The 16,414-nt window shown below is 51.7% G+C and carries 15 protein-coding genes, 1 tRNA gene and 1 pseudogene; 5 read left to right on the plus strand and 12 right to left on the minus strand.

Features of this window, described 5'->3' with window-relative positions; genetic code table 11:
* The first annotated feature begins 8 nt into the window (after positions 1-8).
* Entirely contained in the window at positions 9-1,409 is a 1,401-nt protein-coding gene (locus CYQ09_RS10805) for a sensor histidine kinase (protein WP_106745369.1), read from the plus strand.
* Positions 1,410-1,470: 61 nt separating this feature from the next.
* Positions 1,471-1,547, plus strand: a tRNA-Arg gene (locus CYQ09_RS10810).
* 647 nt (positions 1,548-2,194) lie between these two features.
* Here CYQ09_RS10810 and CYQ09_RS10815 read toward each other — a convergent pair.
* Positions 2,195-3,016: a helix-turn-helix domain-containing protein gene (locus CYQ09_RS10815; protein WP_106745370.1), complete on the minus strand. Its 822-nt coding sequence runs from the start codon at positions 3,014-3,016 to the stop codon at positions 2,195-2,197.
* Positions 3,017-3,150: 134 nt separating this feature from the next.
* Between CYQ09_RS10815 and CYQ09_RS10820 the strand changes: the two genes are divergently transcribed.
* Positions 3,151-3,909, plus strand: a complete 759-nt coding sequence (locus tag CYQ09_RS10820) for a hypothetical protein (RefSeq protein ID WP_162617639.1) — start codon at positions 3,151-3,153, stop codon at positions 3,907-3,909.
* A gap of 1,083 nt (positions 3,910-4,992) precedes the next feature.
* Here the strand turns inward: CYQ09_RS10820 and CYQ09_RS10825 are convergent.
* From CYQ09_RS10825 to CYQ09_RS10850, 7 genes and pseudogenes are all read right to left on the minus strand, one after another.
* Positions 4,993-5,523 (minus strand): hypothetical protein, encoded by a 531-nt coding sequence (locus CYQ09_RS10825; protein WP_106745372.1) that lies wholly within the window; start codon positions 5,521-5,523, stop codon positions 4,993-4,995.
* Between the two features lie 78 nt (positions 5,524-5,601).
* Positions 5,602-6,027, minus strand: coding sequence for a hypothetical protein (locus tag CYQ09_RS10830; protein ID WP_106745373.1), 426 nt, complete (start codon positions 6,025-6,027; stop codon positions 5,602-5,604).
* A gap of 2 nt (positions 6,028-6,029) precedes the next feature.
* A complete protein-coding gene (locus CYQ09_RS10835; protein ID WP_239495907.1) occupies positions 6,030-7,487 on the minus strand; it encodes a hypothetical protein in 1,458 nt (485 codons plus the stop codon).
* Positions 7,488-7,490: 3 nt separating this feature from the next.
* A pseudogene (locus tag CYQ09_RS18640) lies at positions 7,491-7,862 on the minus strand (TniQ family protein); the annotation flags it as partial.
* Positions 7,863-8,268: 406 nt separating this feature from the next.
* Complete coding sequence (locus CYQ09_RS10840) at positions 8,269-9,072, minus strand: substrate-binding periplasmic protein (RefSeq protein WP_106745375.1); 804 nt, start codon at positions 9,070-9,072, stop codon at positions 8,269-8,271.
* Between the two features lie 5 nt (positions 9,073-9,077).
* Entirely contained in the window at positions 9,078-9,362 is a 285-nt protein-coding gene (locus CYQ09_RS10845; protein WP_106745376.1) for a hypothetical protein, read from the minus strand.
* Positions 9,359-10,567: a hypothetical protein gene (locus tag CYQ09_RS10850; protein WP_106745377.1), complete on the minus strand. Its 1,209-nt coding sequence runs from the start codon at positions 10,565-10,567 to the stop codon at positions 9,359-9,361. The genes CYQ09_RS10845 and CYQ09_RS10850 overlap by 4 nt, the downstream gene beginning before the upstream one ends.
* A 754-nt stretch (positions 10,568-11,321) precedes the next feature.
* Here CYQ09_RS10850 and CYQ09_RS10855 point away from each other — a divergent pair.
* The gene (locus tag CYQ09_RS10855) at positions 11,322-11,504 is read left to right on the plus strand and encodes a hypothetical protein (protein WP_106745378.1); all 183 of its coding nucleotides are present in this window, start codon (positions 11,322-11,324) and stop codon (positions 11,502-11,504) included.
* A 149-nt stretch (positions 11,505-11,653) separates the two neighbouring features.
* Here the strand turns inward: CYQ09_RS10855 and CYQ09_RS10860 are convergent, their stop codons facing one another.
* On the minus strand, positions 11,654-12,073 hold the full coding sequence (locus CYQ09_RS10860; RefSeq protein WP_106745379.1) for a hypothetical protein: 420 nt from the start codon (positions 12,071-12,073) through the stop codon (positions 11,654-11,656).
* A gap of 97 nt (positions 12,074-12,170) precedes the next feature.
* Here CYQ09_RS10860 and CYQ09_RS10865 point away from each other — a divergent pair, with 97 nt between their 5' ends.
* A complete protein-coding gene (locus CYQ09_RS10865; protein WP_106745380.1) occupies positions 12,171-13,001 on the plus strand; it encodes a LysR family transcriptional regulator in 831 nt (276 codons plus the stop codon).
* A 214-nt stretch (positions 13,002-13,215) separates the two neighbouring features.
* Here the strand turns inward: CYQ09_RS10865 and CYQ09_RS10870 are convergent, their stop codons facing one another.
* The 3 genes from CYQ09_RS10870 to CYQ09_RS10880 all read right to left on the minus strand — a co-directional run bounded on the left by CYQ09_RS10870 (position 13,216) and on the right by CYQ09_RS10880 (position 16,160).
* Complete coding sequence (locus tag CYQ09_RS10870) at positions 13,216-13,977, minus strand: imm11 family protein (protein ID WP_106745381.1); 762 nt, start codon at positions 13,975-13,977, stop codon at positions 13,216-13,218.
* Between the two features lie 366 nt (positions 13,978-14,343).
* Entirely contained in the window at positions 14,344-14,772 is a 429-nt protein-coding gene (locus tag CYQ09_RS10875) for a glyoxalase superfamily protein (protein ID WP_106745382.1), read from the minus strand.
* On the minus strand, positions 14,769-16,160 hold the full coding sequence (locus CYQ09_RS10880; RefSeq protein ID WP_106745383.1) for an MATE family efflux transporter: 1,392 nt from the start codon (positions 16,158-16,160) through the stop codon (positions 14,769-14,771). Before CYQ09_RS10880 ends, CYQ09_RS10875 begins: the two co-directional genes overlap by 4 nt.
* Positions 16,161-16,414: the final 254 nt, after the last annotated feature.

Consider the following 16,414-nt stretch of genomic DNA (forward strand, 5'->3'; position numbering starts at 1 on the left):
GAGGAATAATGACCAACTCACTTTCGGGCCGCTTTCTGGTTCTCACGGTAGTTTTCGTGATGCTGGCCGAAGTGTTCATTTTCGTCCCCTCCATCGCGCGTTTCCGCCAAGACTATCTGCTTGCCCGGCTTGAACGGGCGCAGCTTGCGTCGCTCGCGTTGGAAGCAGACGATATGATCAGCCCCGCCCTTGAGGCAGAGCTACTCGAGAATGCCGAAGTTTATAACGTCGTCCTACGACGTGATGACATGCGGCAGCTTGCGCTGTCATCGCCGATTCCATCCCCCATCACAGCAACTTACGACATGCGCGCACCAACCAGCATGACGCTGATTAGCGATGCCATGCGCACGCTGCTGGATACCGACGAACGGATTATCAGGATTATCGGCAACCCGGTGCGCGACGGCGGGCTACTAATCGAGGTCACAATTGACGAAATCCCTCTACGTGCAGCAATGCTAAAATACGGCTGGAACATTTTGATTCTATCCGCGTTCATTTCTGTCGTGACCGCGGGCTTGCTGTTCTTTGCCGTTCGCAAATTGCTCGTCACGCCGATCAAGGGCGTCGTCGCCCACATGGAAGCCTACGCCAAATCCCCCGAAGACGCGCGACAGATCATTACGCCCTCTGCCAGCATCAAGGAACTGCGGGCCGCCGAAGAGTCATTGCAGATGATGCAGACCCAACTGACCAGCGCGCTGAAACAAAAAGAACGGCTTGCGCAGCTTGGCAGCGGCGTTGCCAAGGTCAGCCATGACCTGCGAAACATCCTAACCTCTGCGCAGCTATTCACCGACCGGATTGAAGGCTCAGAAGATCCGCTTGTTCAGCGCATGGCACCAAAGCTGGTCGGGTCAATCACGCGCGCCGTACACCTATGCGAAACGACCCTTGCCTTTGGCCGCGTCGAAGAACCCGCGCCATCACTGTCACGCGTGAACCTCGCGCAAATTATTGGTGACGTGATCGACAGCGAACGTCTTGCCGCTGGGGACTACGCACTTTCATTCTCCGAAGACATTCCTGCGTCCCTGACCCTGCGTGCAGACGGCGAACAATTGTACCGTGTTATCCAGAACCTTGTCCGCAATGCCCGCCAAGCCATCATGGCAACGAAAAAAACTGGTGAAATTGGCATACACGCTCACGAAGACGATGATCGCTGGCACCTGACGGTGTCCGACACAGGGCCAGGCCTCCCCCCAAAGGCACAAGAACATTTATTCCAACCCTTCCAAGGCGGGGTGCGCAAAGGTGGCTCTGGACTGGGCCTCGTGATCGCAGGCGATCTCATCCGAGGGCACGGCGGCAGACTGCGATTAGAAAGCACTGGCGAAGCCGGCACAACATTCGTCATCGAACTGCCCAAAGCAGACCTTGCCCTTACGGAAATAAATGAATGACAAAATAATCGAAATTGGGCCTTGCGCCCAACCGCCAGCACGTCTAAATCCCCCCTAACGCGGATTGGTAGCTCAGTTGGATAGAGTACTTGACTACGAATCAAGGGGTCGGGGGTTCGAATCCTCCCCAGTCCGCCATTTACCCTTTGTCGAACGTCATACGACTTTGACCTTTGCGTCATAAACTGACCTGTTCCCGTGTCCCGCCGTTGGTGGGCCTGTTTTGTTGATCTGACTTCCGCTTCCGAAAATCAGTGCTGATTTGAAGGTCAGACGGCGAAGCCGCCTGCTCCTGCAAATCTGCCACGTGGCGAACGCGGATGGGGGCGAGGCAATGCTATTCGACAGAGGTGGTGCGGCCCGCAGCGCAGCGAGGACACGGCTCTGTCTAATTGGGTTGCCCGAGGGGGAAGGCTGCGCCTTCACCCTAGCGTGACGCAGCGGCGTATCGCGCTTGCGCGAACCCCAAGGAACCAGAATTTCTTAGATGTGGCAGGGCAAGGGCCTGCCTCAATTCAAAGCAGACCTTCGTTCAAAATGCAGCGAAAGTCTCAAATGAGCCCATTTTACTGATTTTCTGTGCCGCAGCGAATGACCGGTCTGACAAAACGAACGAAATCTATACAAATTTTCTGTTGACCTTGGGGATGTCGTTAGGGGCTATATGGGCCCGAAGACCCTACGCTATTGATCTGCCGATACCTGCGTCCCTTTCGTGCTAACCGATGCCACCACTTTTAATCTAGCGTCTTCGTTGTCTCATCTAATGCGCAGAGCGAAATTCGCTATGGACGTCCCAAGAATTCAAACATGACGTCGTTATCCCCATCCAAGAATTTCTGCGGGCTCGTATGAAGAAACTGGCGTATCGACTTGTTAAAATGCGCTTGATCATAATAGCCTAATTCGTGAGCCAGCTCGGTCAAATAGGCCTGATCTTTAGTGGTGAAGGCCGTCATGGCATGGTTGAACTGAACAATTCTGCCAAAATACTTCGGAGCGACACCCGCCACTTTTTGGAAATGCCGACACAAACTGCGTTCACTGATCGCAAGTGATTGCGCTACATCAGCAATCGAAATCAAGCCGCGTTTGTCTTCGATGAGACGTGCTGCCCGCGAAACTGAGTTCGGTTTTTTTCGCGCAAAAGGAACTAAATCACAAAGAAAATCTTGGAACCGCTCTACACGTTGGTTTGTGTTGCGGCATGGGCTGGTTAGGTCAAAGGTATCTGCCCAATCGTGAAATCCAGGGACCAGTGGATATGCACGCCCATAAATTTCCACTGGCGACATCGGGATAAGTTCGTAAAAACCCGTAACTTCAAACTCTGCTATGATATGCCCAAACAACCCTTGGTATCGGACAGAGATGTCTTGGAACTGTATTTGTCCAGCAACATGCAAACAGTTTTCGGCGAAGGGTTGAACAGTACCTTTCGTTTCCGCCGATACGCTCCCGGAAAATACCCACCCAAGGTAGTTGTACCCAGTTGGTGCGGGCTTGAGTGCAACATCGATGGGTGCAGTTTCATCTGCAACCAGTATGCGCCTGACATACGGTCGTAGCGCCCCTCGTGGTGCCAACGATCTATATAGTTGATCCAAACTTCCCCCTATCAACGTGTTTTGGCTGAAAATTACAATACGAGGGTGCACTGCATGCGTTAACGTCTTCCAGCTGACTTTAACTTATTTGAAACGCTAGTTTGAGGAACTTTATTATGAGAACGATCCACGAAATGAGTACAAATCCGCCGGTAGAGTTACCATTTAAAGTCTTTTCTGACACGCCTGCGCGCAACATCGAGAACCCGATGGACGGCATCGGTGTTTTACATAACATTGTCATGGATATGGCTCTGAAGTCGCTTGCTGACATTCGATATGCTGGCCGCGAGACAACGCCCCAGCAAACGCACAAACAAGTCTTGTCGATATTTGATCGTATTGGCGACTGGAGCCTGCGCTGTGTTTGCGTCACAGGCGAGAATTGTCCTTGCAAGGACCTGTTGGACTGGCTGCGAGATACGATACCGGGTGACGGTTTTCCCGGGGATCCGTTTCCTGCCAATTTAGTGCCGACATCGCGTCCAGATCCGGATGTAGTGATACAGCAGTTAGAACAATCATTCGACACAACGCAGCGTGAAGCCGTGATTGGCTATTTCAAACGCATTCGCGTTGGCACTGCAGAAGCAGAACGTTCGCATGAAAAACTAGTTTCTTTGGAGCGCCGGATTAGTGCTGACTCTGCTTTGAATGAGACCGCACGAACATTGCTGCTGGTCAATGCATCGGTTGCACGACATTCCCGGTTTATGACACTTTCGCTTGGTCGTTCGGAACAGCAAGCGGGAAGTGCGGGTCAGGCGGATGTTGACGGCGCAGCGCTAGGTGGCACAGTTGGTGCAGCTGGTGGGCCTGAAGCCATAATACCTGGCGCGTTGATTGGCGGGGGGGTCTTCTCGCTCTGTACAGCATTAGACAATTGGCTTTAACAGTTCCCAATGTGCTTATGTTCTGCAGACAAGACGCGACCATACTACAAAGAACAACGCAGCACAAAGCGCTACGCGAACCACAGAAAAAGCCATATCCATGGATAAGATGTTTGATGGGCATCCGATTTGTGCACCACCATACCAAACAAGGGTCTTCTTGGGCGGTGCACAACTCATAATCCAGCTCTCCAAGAGTGGCGGTTGTTGACCGTCGCTCGTTCGAAAGCAGTCATTAACACATCGGCGGCGAAAGCTAAGTATGTCCCGCAATGCGGTCATCAACGACAGGGATCTCGAACGGCAGGTTTTCGCAACCAACGGGCGATTGACAAAACCGTAACAAAGTACGAACATCGGTTAAGGGGTCCTGTTTTAATCGCCTTAGACTAGAGATATTTGGCCGTCGCCGGTTGGTGAGGTCCAGCCCAGAAGCCTCGTTCCCCATTGCTTTTGAAGGCCCGTTTCGATATTTAGACTGGCTGCGTTTCCGGTTGACCAGATCCGATGCGGCGAGAAACAATTAAACCAATGGAGGGTGCCATGTAGTAACGAAACTACATGAAAGGCCACAACAATGGCCCACTACAAATGCAAGCGGTCGCGCATGGCTATGAGGAAAGGATATTCCTCGCATGCTTTAGAACGTCGGCTCGCGACAGATCCCAACAGCGTCCTTTGGCTGAAAAATTGGCCGCGCTGGCATGACAAACTCTTTCACACTAGGCCGACAAGGCGTCGGACAAAGGAGCTGGCAGCGCGCGTCATCAAAGGCGCTGACTCAGAGAACATGAATTGGCCGGACGGGCGCAAGCCACACAGGTATTATTGGTGAACAGCTGGGCCGCGCAGTTGCGCCGCCCAGCATCAAGTCGCATTAATCAGGGCCAACCGCCGGACCAGTGTCTGCTTTATGCCCCAATCACCGCAACCTTAACTGGATTTTTTCGTCATAACGAAGCATGAACGTCTGTTAAGGGGTGTTATGTTAACCGCCCTAGGGTTGCAGATCTCAGCTGCGATAGACAAGTTCATCTCATTGAATGCGATGATCCTTCACAGGAGTAGTGGTGGTACATCGTATCATTCTGACCTGCCATCGTGGATTGACGACAACTCCGCTTTAAAAGCTGAAATCTGAAGCGACTGCAACTCTGTAGTCAATTCGAGGTCAGACTTTAGAGCATCTGAACCCACGTGAAGCAAACCGGCTGGAAGGATAACACCAATGGCAATCGCAAGAGCAAAGGCTGACCATGTAAAGAGTTTCGCCACGTACCATCGGCTTCTTTCCACAAGAAGCGCAAAGCGCCCAATCCGTCGCCCAACTTTTTGAACACGATCCCAACGATTGCGACCACTGCGGTTCGAATGCCCCATCACGGCGGTTACAAACGTCGCAAAAACTGCCCCAAACAGAAAAAGAAAAATCATAAGTGAAAACTTAAACAAAGTGATCGTCATGAGGTAGAAAGACATGTTCTCGCCAGCCTGAGAGGCAGCGACAAGGAGCGCAGACATAACGGCTCCCACCACCGTGAAAGACCAGCGTAACAATGCAACGCCTTCGCTTCTCGATACATTGAACGGGTCTTCAACTGAATTTTCAGGCATCGCTGACTTTCCTCTTTCAACAAAATTTTGATCAAAATGGCGTTGAACTCTACATATTCAGCCAGCGACATCAACTGCCTAAGTAGCTCCATCTTTCGAATATGATTCCAGCATATCGGCGATCCCGGCTGATTTCATTCGACGCGCTTCGACGATCTCAACAACTGCAGCATCTATTGCATCCGCTGACCCGGTCGCATAAGCCGTGTTCAATATCTTGAGTTGCGTGGCCGTGTCGTTAGCCAGTCGTACCGCATCAATGTCGGAAGCCGACTTACCTTCGATCGCAGCAGCATCCCGTTTTGCGACATTCTGGTACGCCAAGAGCACATCAACGATGATGTTTTCGACTTCCCTCAGTCTCAGCCCACGCTCAAGGGTCAACTCTCTCACAAGTTCTTCGATCCGCCCGTTCTTTGGGCCATACAGCATCCAATCCTCGATTGCATGACGATCTGGGTGATTAGGCAGTTCATTCTTGTCGTTTTCAACGTCGTCCATCATGTTCACACCTCTTCCAATGGTGGGGTAATACCCGCCCTACGCAAACGCCCTTCAAGCCCCTTGCGTTCATAATACAAACTTATCCCGTCAGGCGTTTCGATCGGGCAAATACCTTTCGCTTCCAGATGTGAACTAAACGGACCCGATGCCCTACGATAGCGTTTTGAAAGTTGACCCAGTGTCTCAAAATTCGCCTCGAATGCAGTCAAGCTCTCACTACAAACTGCATCCAAGAACTGTCGAGAGCGCGGATTTCGCAATCGGCGCTCTATCAACACGCCGTCAGCAATCAAGAAATTTATTGTTGGGTAGTTCACCCGCAGGCGTCTGGATGCATCCCCTTTCGTGATCCCTGGCATCTCAAATTGAGGAAGCGCCTCCCGCAATTCTGGGAGGTTTATGCGGAGTGCAGCGAGGCCGCGCGTTTCAGCGTCCTGGTTTATATGCGTCAGTTTCCCATCAAGTATCAGCTGAACAATTTGGACAAGGGGACATCTAACGCGCTGTGTCGCCTCGCTAAGGGATACCAAGTTTCCTCCATCAATTGGCGTTTCCGTGACCCGGGCATTCAGATTTGCCAGCAGCTGTTCCAACTCTTCACGGTCAAACTTTGGAATTTGATCGAGAGCGTCTACGGTGGACGTGATGAAACCATGATCGCGCAGTTGATTGAGCACCTCTAAACCCACTCCCAATACCGCTTGTGCCTCAATCGCGTTCAGCCGAGACGCGATCCGGCACCTAAGATCATCGATGGCCTCGGACTTCAGCCCCTCAAGAAGCCGCACTGAATTGTCCGCCTTATCCGTGTGTGCCAAACCTTCGGCCAACAGTATCCGGTTCATTCGATGACGCTGGATGCCCAGCGATTGCCATGCTCCAGAAATGGTAAACACAGCTGGCGATGGGCAGGTTTTACCAAGGACGGTGTCGCCTTCCCGAAAAGGATAGGTGCGAAAGATGAAATCGCGCACCTTGTCGCGCAACATCTCAAAATCTTTTCCCATTGACGATGTCCGCAACCATTCAAAGAACGCTCCAAAGTCCGACTGGTGCCTCACCGTGCGTAGCGCAATTGGGCTCACCATCGCATCTAGAGCTGCATACAACCCATCTTCCCCGCTCCGCAAAGCGTTGAAGCCCGTTTGACCGGCCAAGCGAAGGTCATCGTCGGTTGCTTCCGATATTCTGCGCTTAGGGCCGTTCTCGATCACAAATCCTAGAACCTCACACAGCCGCGTTGCGACATGCATCGGTTGGCTATCAAGGAATGGGTTGGATGCTGCACCGTCAAGCCGGTCTGAAATATATGCCTCAAACTCTGTTGGTTTATGACTTGCGCCATTGTCCGCTTGTGAATTGACAAACGCCCAGTTTTTGAGGACCTGTCCGACAAAGTCATAGTTAAAGTCATAGTTGTAGAGCGTGTGCAGTTCAGGCGGAACGACAACAAGCGCCACATTGTGCACCGGACATGTCCGGATCGACCAAAAATGCCATACGATCCGACGGAAGACACCATATCTGCCGCTACTTTGATGATCTTCTATCAGACATCGCGGACAAACACGCAGGCGCGAACGAACCAATGACGTCTTAGTCGCTCTTTGGCCGCAAACCTCAAACCGGTTTCTATCAACTGTACGCACGGCCCAACGTTTCATATCCCTTGGGCACGCACCGCCGATCGATGCAATTTTCTCAAGGAGGTCAAGGCGCGGCCTTCCCCCTCGGGCAACCCTATTAGACAGAACCGTGTCCTCGCTTCGCTGCGGGCCGCACCACTTCCGTCGAATAGCATTGCCTCGCCCCCATCCGCGTTCGCCACGTGGCAAGGTTTCAGGACGACCCGCTTACAGCGGTTCTTACAGAAACCTGCACCAATGAAGGGGGGGTAACCGATGGTCTGGAGGCAAGATAAAACACTTTGGGTCAAAGTCTTGACGGAAAGGTCAAAACTGCTTGGCGTTTTATAAAGGGTGTGGAACGTCAGAGACCTTTGACTCAATCGATTTCGAAAACCTCAGAAAACCGCCATTTCGCGTCATTCAATTCTGACCCAAACGTCAAGCATTTCTGACCTCAATCAAGAATTTCCTGTTCGCACCACCTGCCCTCCATAGAGGGCAGGGTTTTCTGGCAACCTAGGATCTCAATCGGCAAGCGCGTGAGTTGTTTGTCTACTCAACAACCAAGGTCACCTCCATACAAGTCTTATCCAGCATTCTCCATGACTGGTGATCAATTCGAACAATTCGTAAAATCATTTCCAAGATATTGCTGAGACAAATCTGACAGCGTGCCATCCTGACAAAGTTGCTCCAATGCCAAACTTAGAGGTTCATGCAGTTCAGAGTGATTGTTTGACGCTACTACCCACAAAGGATCCCGATAGAGTGGTTCGCTGACTACCTCGATCGGATAACCGGCGCGAATGAACAGAAATTCTGCGAAGAAGCGGCTTACCACGACGAAATCAAAAGGCCGATCGCCTTCTGTACTCAGGGCTTCAATCATTGCCGTTTCACTAGCAAAGCTGTCGTCAATCTCAATGTCTAGAAATGGCGGTTGAACTTGCTGGTCGCTATCAGTCAACTCGAAACTGCCCTCGAGGTAATTCTTGTATGAACAAGTACGGCATACACCGATCTTGCTTCCATCTATTGACGGAACCGCAGCACCTTCACCTGGAGTACGAGCTACAACAACGACTTCATCCGAAAGGTACTCTCCCAAATACGTATAAAGCCCATCGCGGGTTGGTAAGTAGGAAATAGACGCAACGGTAAAAGCCCACTCACTCGGCCAGTCTCCATCGGAAATCTCAAAGAAGCCTACTGGTTCAAACCTAATCTCAATTCCTGCCACTTCCGCCAATGAGCGTGCGACCGCAACATTGAAACCATCATGCTCTCCTGTCGGTGTCGACATCGAAAAGGGCGGATAATTACGTTCGTAAGGAACCACCAGTTCCTGCCCGAGGACACTGCTCGACAGCAACCATATACTTCCCATCGAAAGGGCTACCCGTGAACCAAAGGCCATCAATCCTATTCCGTCCCGGATTTCGAAGTAGCCTCAACTATCTCAACACTCTCGCGCGACCAATCTTTGAGAAGTGTAACGAATGAGCCAAAGTAGAATCCAATTATCAGACCACCCCAGTTCGTTAAGGTTTGCGGCAGCTCCTTTGTTGGCCAGAAAATGGGTAAGAGGGCTACCACAAGAATGACTGCCAATGCGATAATTGATGTTACAATAACGGTAACATAGATCACAAAACGCTTGGTGTGTTGGTCAAGCCCTGCGTTAGATGCAGCGATTTTCTTAGTCATGGGTCAATTCTCCGATCTGAAATCGATTGGGCACGTTCGTAATTTGACAGAAGTCGGGTATCTGAGTCAGAGGAGGGAAATGCAAAACTCGCCTCAAAATTGGCAGCTATGGCTTCAAAGCGAGCCCATTCAGTTGACAATACTGGTGAGTTAGACGCGTCCGACAAAAAATTCTCTTCAGATCTTCCGTCTCCGATTCCGCTCCTGATCAAAAGACAATCTGCCCACTCAAGTAAAAACAAACGGCGGGACCCCCACCTCATCGCAGCTTCGTCTGACAGTTCAAGGGCTCGAGCACTATTTTCAATTAAAGATGGGCAATCGCCGTCAGTTGAATGCAAATTTGAAAGCGTACGGAAAACTTCTATGACGGGTAATTCTCGATAGTCTGCGCCCTCCGACAACTCGTCGATCATCTCCTCCCCAACCGCTATCGCGGCATCACGTACCGATCCACCGAAACCCAGCGAACTATCTAGATTTGGCATTCGAGCGAGTGTATTGAGCAACTCTCGCCGTAAGCGCCATTGATCGTTGAAGTCAAAGTTTTCGTACCCGGGAAGACTTTCAAGAGCTTCAGTTGTATGAAAATCTGCGATGAGCTCAGTATACCCTGAACGATTTGCTTTTCGAAGGATGTCAAATAAATTCAGGACATTATCTAAAGTTGGATTAATCTGCACTGCTGTCCGGGCGCTTGTGTCTGCTCGTTCAAAATCAGATGGTCCAGGGTTCTCTATATCTAGAGCTCTGGTCGCCTCTTGACGGCTTGCGTCTGCGATAACGGATCTCCGAACTAATTCGAACTGGACAGGTACAAGACCGTTCGTGTCGGATACGTCTTCAGGGATCCGGCGCACGGCAACGTCAGTTTCTGGAGCCTCTGCAAGCGTATATCCGGGAACATCGATTTTGAAGAATGCATAAGTCCGCGCTAGATTTCCAAAAATTGGTTCAGATTCGAAAACGTACGTAGAGTTGTCTCTTTCGACATCAGGAGAACCTCTCCCCAAAGGCGGGTCAATTCGGTTCGGGCTCTGATCGCCATACACTTCAAACCAAACCGCGGGAGTGCCGGGGAAGCGGGGATCGCTGGGGAATTCTCCGTCAACAATCCAGCCATCAAAATATGTCCCGTCAGCTGTAACCGCAGAACCGAATAGGTTACTGATACCTAAGAACGCCGCTGCTAACTGCAGTCGCATCCCAACACCTTCCCGCTATCAGTGAGCCCCTGAGCACAGCATCGCTGACCATTAGAAAGCGTACAACAGTAGAGAGGTGCCCCATCTACGTTCGTCACTCGCAAGTCACAACCATCAGTTTTGACCGATGCCGGTCCAAGAAGCGTACCAGTGACCAAAATCAAAGAAATATACGACATTATTTCACCACAAAATAGACATAGCCATCATTTCTAGATGGCAAAAATCAAAGCTTCACCCGATGTTCGGTATTCGATCAACCCCTGAAAACCGATGAGTTGGTCTTGAACGTTGCTAACGTCAGTGCTTTGAAAAAATTGGCGCAGAAACTAACACAATACGACTATCCAGAAGCCCATTAATGAAGACAAGGATACACAAAAATCGATTCGTGTCATCTTTCTTAGGAATTATCCCAGTTTACAGTCGTGCGTTCCGTCGTTTGAAAATTGCCCACGTGGTAGGCTACTCGCCTCCAACCGTTGCGCCGTTATTGTGGCAACTCGAGGAGATGACTATAGAAAATTTCCTTTGAACAACAAAGGCGTGTAGGCCGCTTCCAGCGGTTGCAAATTCATGTTGTAAAACTCTATGGCTCCGCAACAGGTTTGCGTAACCAGTCTGGTTTAGGGCCCTCACAGCACAAGCATCGCCACATGATGCCGTCACATAGATAAGGCCGGGTCGAGCTGAGCAGGTGCGGTTGGAGAAAACAATGCAAGCGAAACCGACCGATTTCAGGAATCAAATTCTGATGATCCGTTCTACAGAGTTAGATTTCTTGACCGCAATCGAAGGCGATGTCTCTTTGCCAATCGCTGTCAGAGATAAAGACGCGCTGCACGACTGGGTTGCAGAAAATAGGCTCTCAATTTCACCAATTGGTCGTCGGCGAAAAGCTGTGATGGTCTCAGGGCTGGTTGATCGTTGGGGATAGCCGGTTTAGGAAACATCACCGTTCGCTGCATAAGGCACGAACGGGAACAGTGCGGACAGAGCGGACCTCCGGGAACAGTGTTTGAAGGTCCGCTCCCGTGATCTCATTGCGCGTCGCGAAGTGCGTCCGGCGACAGGCCGTTGGTCGGCCTACGCAGTCTCATGCCGATCAACGATATCGGTCACGTTCTCGCGAAAGTAGTCCATCTGACCGTCTGCCTCGTGTGAGACGATGTAGGTGAGACTTGTGACATCCTTCTGGAGTAGGCCGTAAAAGAACCGTTGGTTGAAACACGTCAGAATCCAGCCGGCCCCAAGCTCGAAACAGTTGATCGCAAGAGCCTCCGTCCCTTTCGGAAACACCTCTTGCCCCAGGCGGCCGATCACCTGGGCTAGACTGTTCCGACTATCCGCCTGCTGCCAGCTTGTGTCGGCCTCATCGCGGAAATGATCGATGCGAAAATCTATATCCTCGGCGATCAGTTCGAAGAGCGACGGATCTCCAGCCGCGAATTTTGTCAGCACTTGTCCGATCACGGTGTCTTCGGTTGCCACAGGTTTCAGGTGCATTTTCTTTGGTCCCTATATGGTTGATCCTGGGATCATTGACGGCACCAACGGAAAAAGGAAATTGCGATACTATCTATTCTTGGTATAGCTAAAAACTATGATAGATCTAAACACCCTGCGCTATTTCACCAGCGCCTTCGAGACCGGCACATTCAGCCAGGCCGCCCATGTGAACGGTGTCAGCCAGCCGACCGTTTCGGCCGCGATCCAGAAACTGGAAGATCGGCTTGGCACGCCCTTGTTCAGACGGTCCAAGACAGGCCTGAAGCCCTATCCGCTTGCTGCGCGTCTTTATCACGACGTGATTGATTCCGTGACCCACCTTGTTGCGTTGGAAACACGCCTTCTCGACGAACCGTTGCAGATGGTTCGGATCTATTGTGCGCCGGACATGCTGATGCGCCACATTGCACCTGATCTGAACAGCCTGCGCCGCCGGTTCAAAGGCCTGCAATTCGCTTTTACCGACGATGCGCGGGCAAGCGACCTCGCCTATGTTTCAGACGCATGCATACCTGAAACACATTCCTTCATCCTCATGGCGGAAGACCCCTTCAAAGTGGCAGTCGCCCGGCACCATCCGCTGGCGGCATCCCGGAAGATGCGGATCGAAGACCTGCGCACGCAACCGCTCATCCACCGCCCGTATTGCCCACATGCAGACAGGATGGAGCTTGCCCCGTCCATGGTCGCCTCGGTGGCGCAGGCGACAAATGACCAGCAATTGCTCGATTTGGTCGCGGCAGGCTTGGGCGTTGCGTTCGTGCCCGCATCACATGGGGAGGCGCGAGATGATATCGCATTGCTGTCTCTGTCCGATGCAGATGCAGGGGCACGCAGAACCGGGATATCGCATCGCAAATCTGCTCATGCGAAAGAGCTTGCGAAGCTCCTGACCAAGCAGAAGCGCTATGCGCATGAGCTGTGATAAGGCGCATCAGGCCATGTCCCAGACCATTTCTGAAGTGATTTGGCACTGCGGCCCGACGCAAACGGACATTCCGAGCTTTCGCAGCGTTTGACGCTTTGCGCTCACTCCGGCCATTCGCTGCACCGAACGCAAAGGTCGGCTGTGCGGACGAAGCGGATATTGGGGTCCTGAAACGAGAAGTCCGCTTTAGGATAGGTAGACCAGCCCTCCATCACACCTCTTTTGCAAGAAAGTGTGTTGGCAAAGATAGATTCTGCTCCGCCAGCGCCGCCATTAGTGCGTCAGACATGCAGATCTGCGGCTTTGTCAGCTTAACCTCGCGCCAGACATGTTTTCCCGCAAACGCTTCTTTAGAAAAAGCTAGTTCCTTAACATGATCGGACGACTCAATAGCTCTAAAGTCTCCGACATCCGGTATGAACGACTGCGCTCTGCTCTGCTCTGGCCGGAAACTGTCCAGAAATGTCCCAATGCGCATGCCGTAATATTGCTCTGACCAGGTCTTGTTGCGTGGCAACTCAATTTTCATCGGCCAAAACTGATGCACGCCCGGCTCAAGGGTTTCGATAGCATCTTTTATAGTTGCAGAAACGATAGGAAAACCAAATATAAACATTGCCCCGAGTTTAGGGGGGGTTCTGGTTAGTTTGAGCACCTTCGGGCACTCCACATCTTTTAGTGGGCCGAGGTTTCTTTCCCATTTCTTTATGACGAGGGACTTTATAAAACTATTTTCTATCCCCATGGCCTGCAATTCTTTAAATTCGTCCTCCATCCCCAAGGACTTAACCTCCGCTTCCCGCCTCTCGGCGCTAAAATAGGCGTCCAATCCCTCGTTAAACCCAACGTAATCGCCAGCCGGAAAAAACATGCCTAGAGTGACCGGTTTAAAAACTGCCCATACCATTAGATTTCTCTCTTTTTCTTCTCCGCCAAACCAGCCTGAAGACGCTGAACTCCAATAGCCACTCATCGGCGGCACGATCGCTTAGGCTTACCCGCAAAACCACATGCGCAAAAGGGCCGAATGGACAGAGCTTCGAACTCTCATTTTTTGAAATCTGGCTTTAGCCGCAATACAGCAATCCGGAAGTTTGGGCTCTCTGCCGCCATTAGATCGGTCGCAGCATTTTGCCTGTCTGGAGCGCGATCTACGACACGGACGGCCCATTGCTGCCATTCACCTCACCGCCCAATGCTGGGGTCGCAACCCGCATAGCGGACGTAGGACGATACCGCAGCATTTCAGGAAGCCCAGATGACCGCAACGCGGACGAAGCGGCCTTTGGCTTTAAACAAACCAATGGCCGCTTCTTGATTAAAAAATCTCTTGCAGTCACTATAGTTCAATATGAAGGTGAGGTTCACCGTCACTTGTCTTTTCTAGCGACTGCCCTTTTGGACCGACGATACCGCGAATACGTTTGCGCAAGTTAGAAAACTGTTCAGACGTGACCACGTCGACGGCCTTGTCCAAGTCCAGCCCTAATCGGAACCATCCGGGTTTGACCATCGAAATAGAAATCACCGTTGCCTCAAACGGCTGGGACAAGTAGTTGCCGTTGACCTTTTCACCTACGGCCCAACCTTCGGGCGGCCCGTTTCCGATGGCTGCGAACATCGTGTTCCAATCGCGGAACCCGTGTTGATGGGCGATGAGTTCAAGGGACTTGGCATGGCCAATCGGCGTACCATCCTCAGTCATTTTCTTGCGTAGGCGTTTCGCTTGGTCCTTTGCCTGCGTCTTTGAAGGAAGTTGGTTGTTCATGGCACTTCTCCAGTCCCACCGTGGAAAATGCCCCATTTCAATCCGGTCTTTTGTGCGGCTTGCCAGAGAACAAATGCGGTGACACCTAACATGATCACTTCAGCCACTGGACCTGCGTACCAGATGCCGATCTCTCCAAATAAAACAGGCATCAAAAACGTCAACGGGATCGCAATGGCATATGGTTTGGTCAGGCCGAGCAATGCAGCTTTGCCTGCTAACCCAATCGCTTGAAAGTAAGTCGCAATCATCATCAACGGCCCTATCAAAAAGAATACAGAGGTCATGATCGGCAAAATGCGCTCGACCTCCACAATGACCGCCATGTCATCCACAAACGCGCTGGCAATTTGGCCGGGCGCGCTCATCACAATGGCTTGCACAACCGCGCAATAGACAAAGGCCACCCAAAGCGCCACACGCAGGCTTGAATCCGACCTTCGCCACAGTTCAGCGCCATAGTTGTTACCCGTGATCGTTTGCATTGCGAAGGACAACCCTAAGAGCGGGAGAAACGCAAAGGTGATAACTCGTGTGATAATTCCGTAAGCTGTAATTGTATCTGCGTAGCCCGGTCGCCCGACCCATTGCAAAGCAGCGATAATCGCAGCTGATCCAAGCGCCAATCCGACAAAATTCAAGCTTTGAGGGGCTCCCAACGCGAGGATGCGACCCCATTTTTTGCGCATCGAATGGGACAACAGCGTTGCGGGTCGGAGTGTTGTTTCGCCAAGAGCACGGAACGCACAGATGATGGCAAAGGCAAGCGCTTGCGCCGCTGCAGTACCAAAAGCTGATCCCGCGACGCCCATGTCCAGAATGGCGATCAGGGTGTAATTGAAGCCAATGTTTGCAATCGACACCAGCAGGCTCATCGCGGCCATGAAACCCACGCGCCCTTCGTTGCGCAATGCATCAGAATTGACTGACAGCACGAAAAGCAACGGTGAAAAGAACACCGTGATCTGCAAATAGACCAGTCCCATCTGCGCCAGTGTCTCGGACCCTCCTGCCGCCAATAGTGCAACGGGTTGACCAAAGAAGGTGAACAACAGAATCAGGATTGCACCTAATGCGACGGCCAAGCCGTGCGCGCCTGCAAAGATCGTCCGGGCGTCATCAATATCACCTGCGCCAAGAGACCGCGCCAAAAGGCTCGACATGCCATTCGCGACAAGCGTGGAAAGCGCTACGATCAACATATAGATCGGGAACATCAGCGTGACGGCGGCAAGCGCATCCGATCCCACGTAAATGCCCAGGAACAGCGCATCTGCCACGGACAGCAATCCGTTCATCCCCATCACAAAAATGATCGGGAGTGCGGTTTTCAGGTAAATGGAGCTTAGTGGCCCATCGGTAAACCTATTGGTGGGGGTATCAGTCATATCCCATATCTCTCTAGCCAAATCACGCTGCTTAAGATGGGACCCGCATTACCATCCGCGCGATATGCGGAAAGAGTTAGATAGAGATTTACGTCGCAGAACTTAACCAAGACAAATGTCAGCGGGAGGCAGGCGTCTACGGCCTTTCTGCTCACTAAGCGGAGGTCGTCCCGCAGTCAAGTGGTCACTTATATCGGCTCTGCCAGAGCCGACATTCGTGCAGCGTGTAGCATTCGGTAAAATGGGCTCTTCGC

It is taken from the genome of Yoonia maritima, from assembly GCF_002933395.1.
Lineage (GTDB): Bacteria > Pseudomonadota > Alphaproteobacteria > Rhodobacterales > Rhodobacteraceae > Yoonia > Yoonia maritima_A.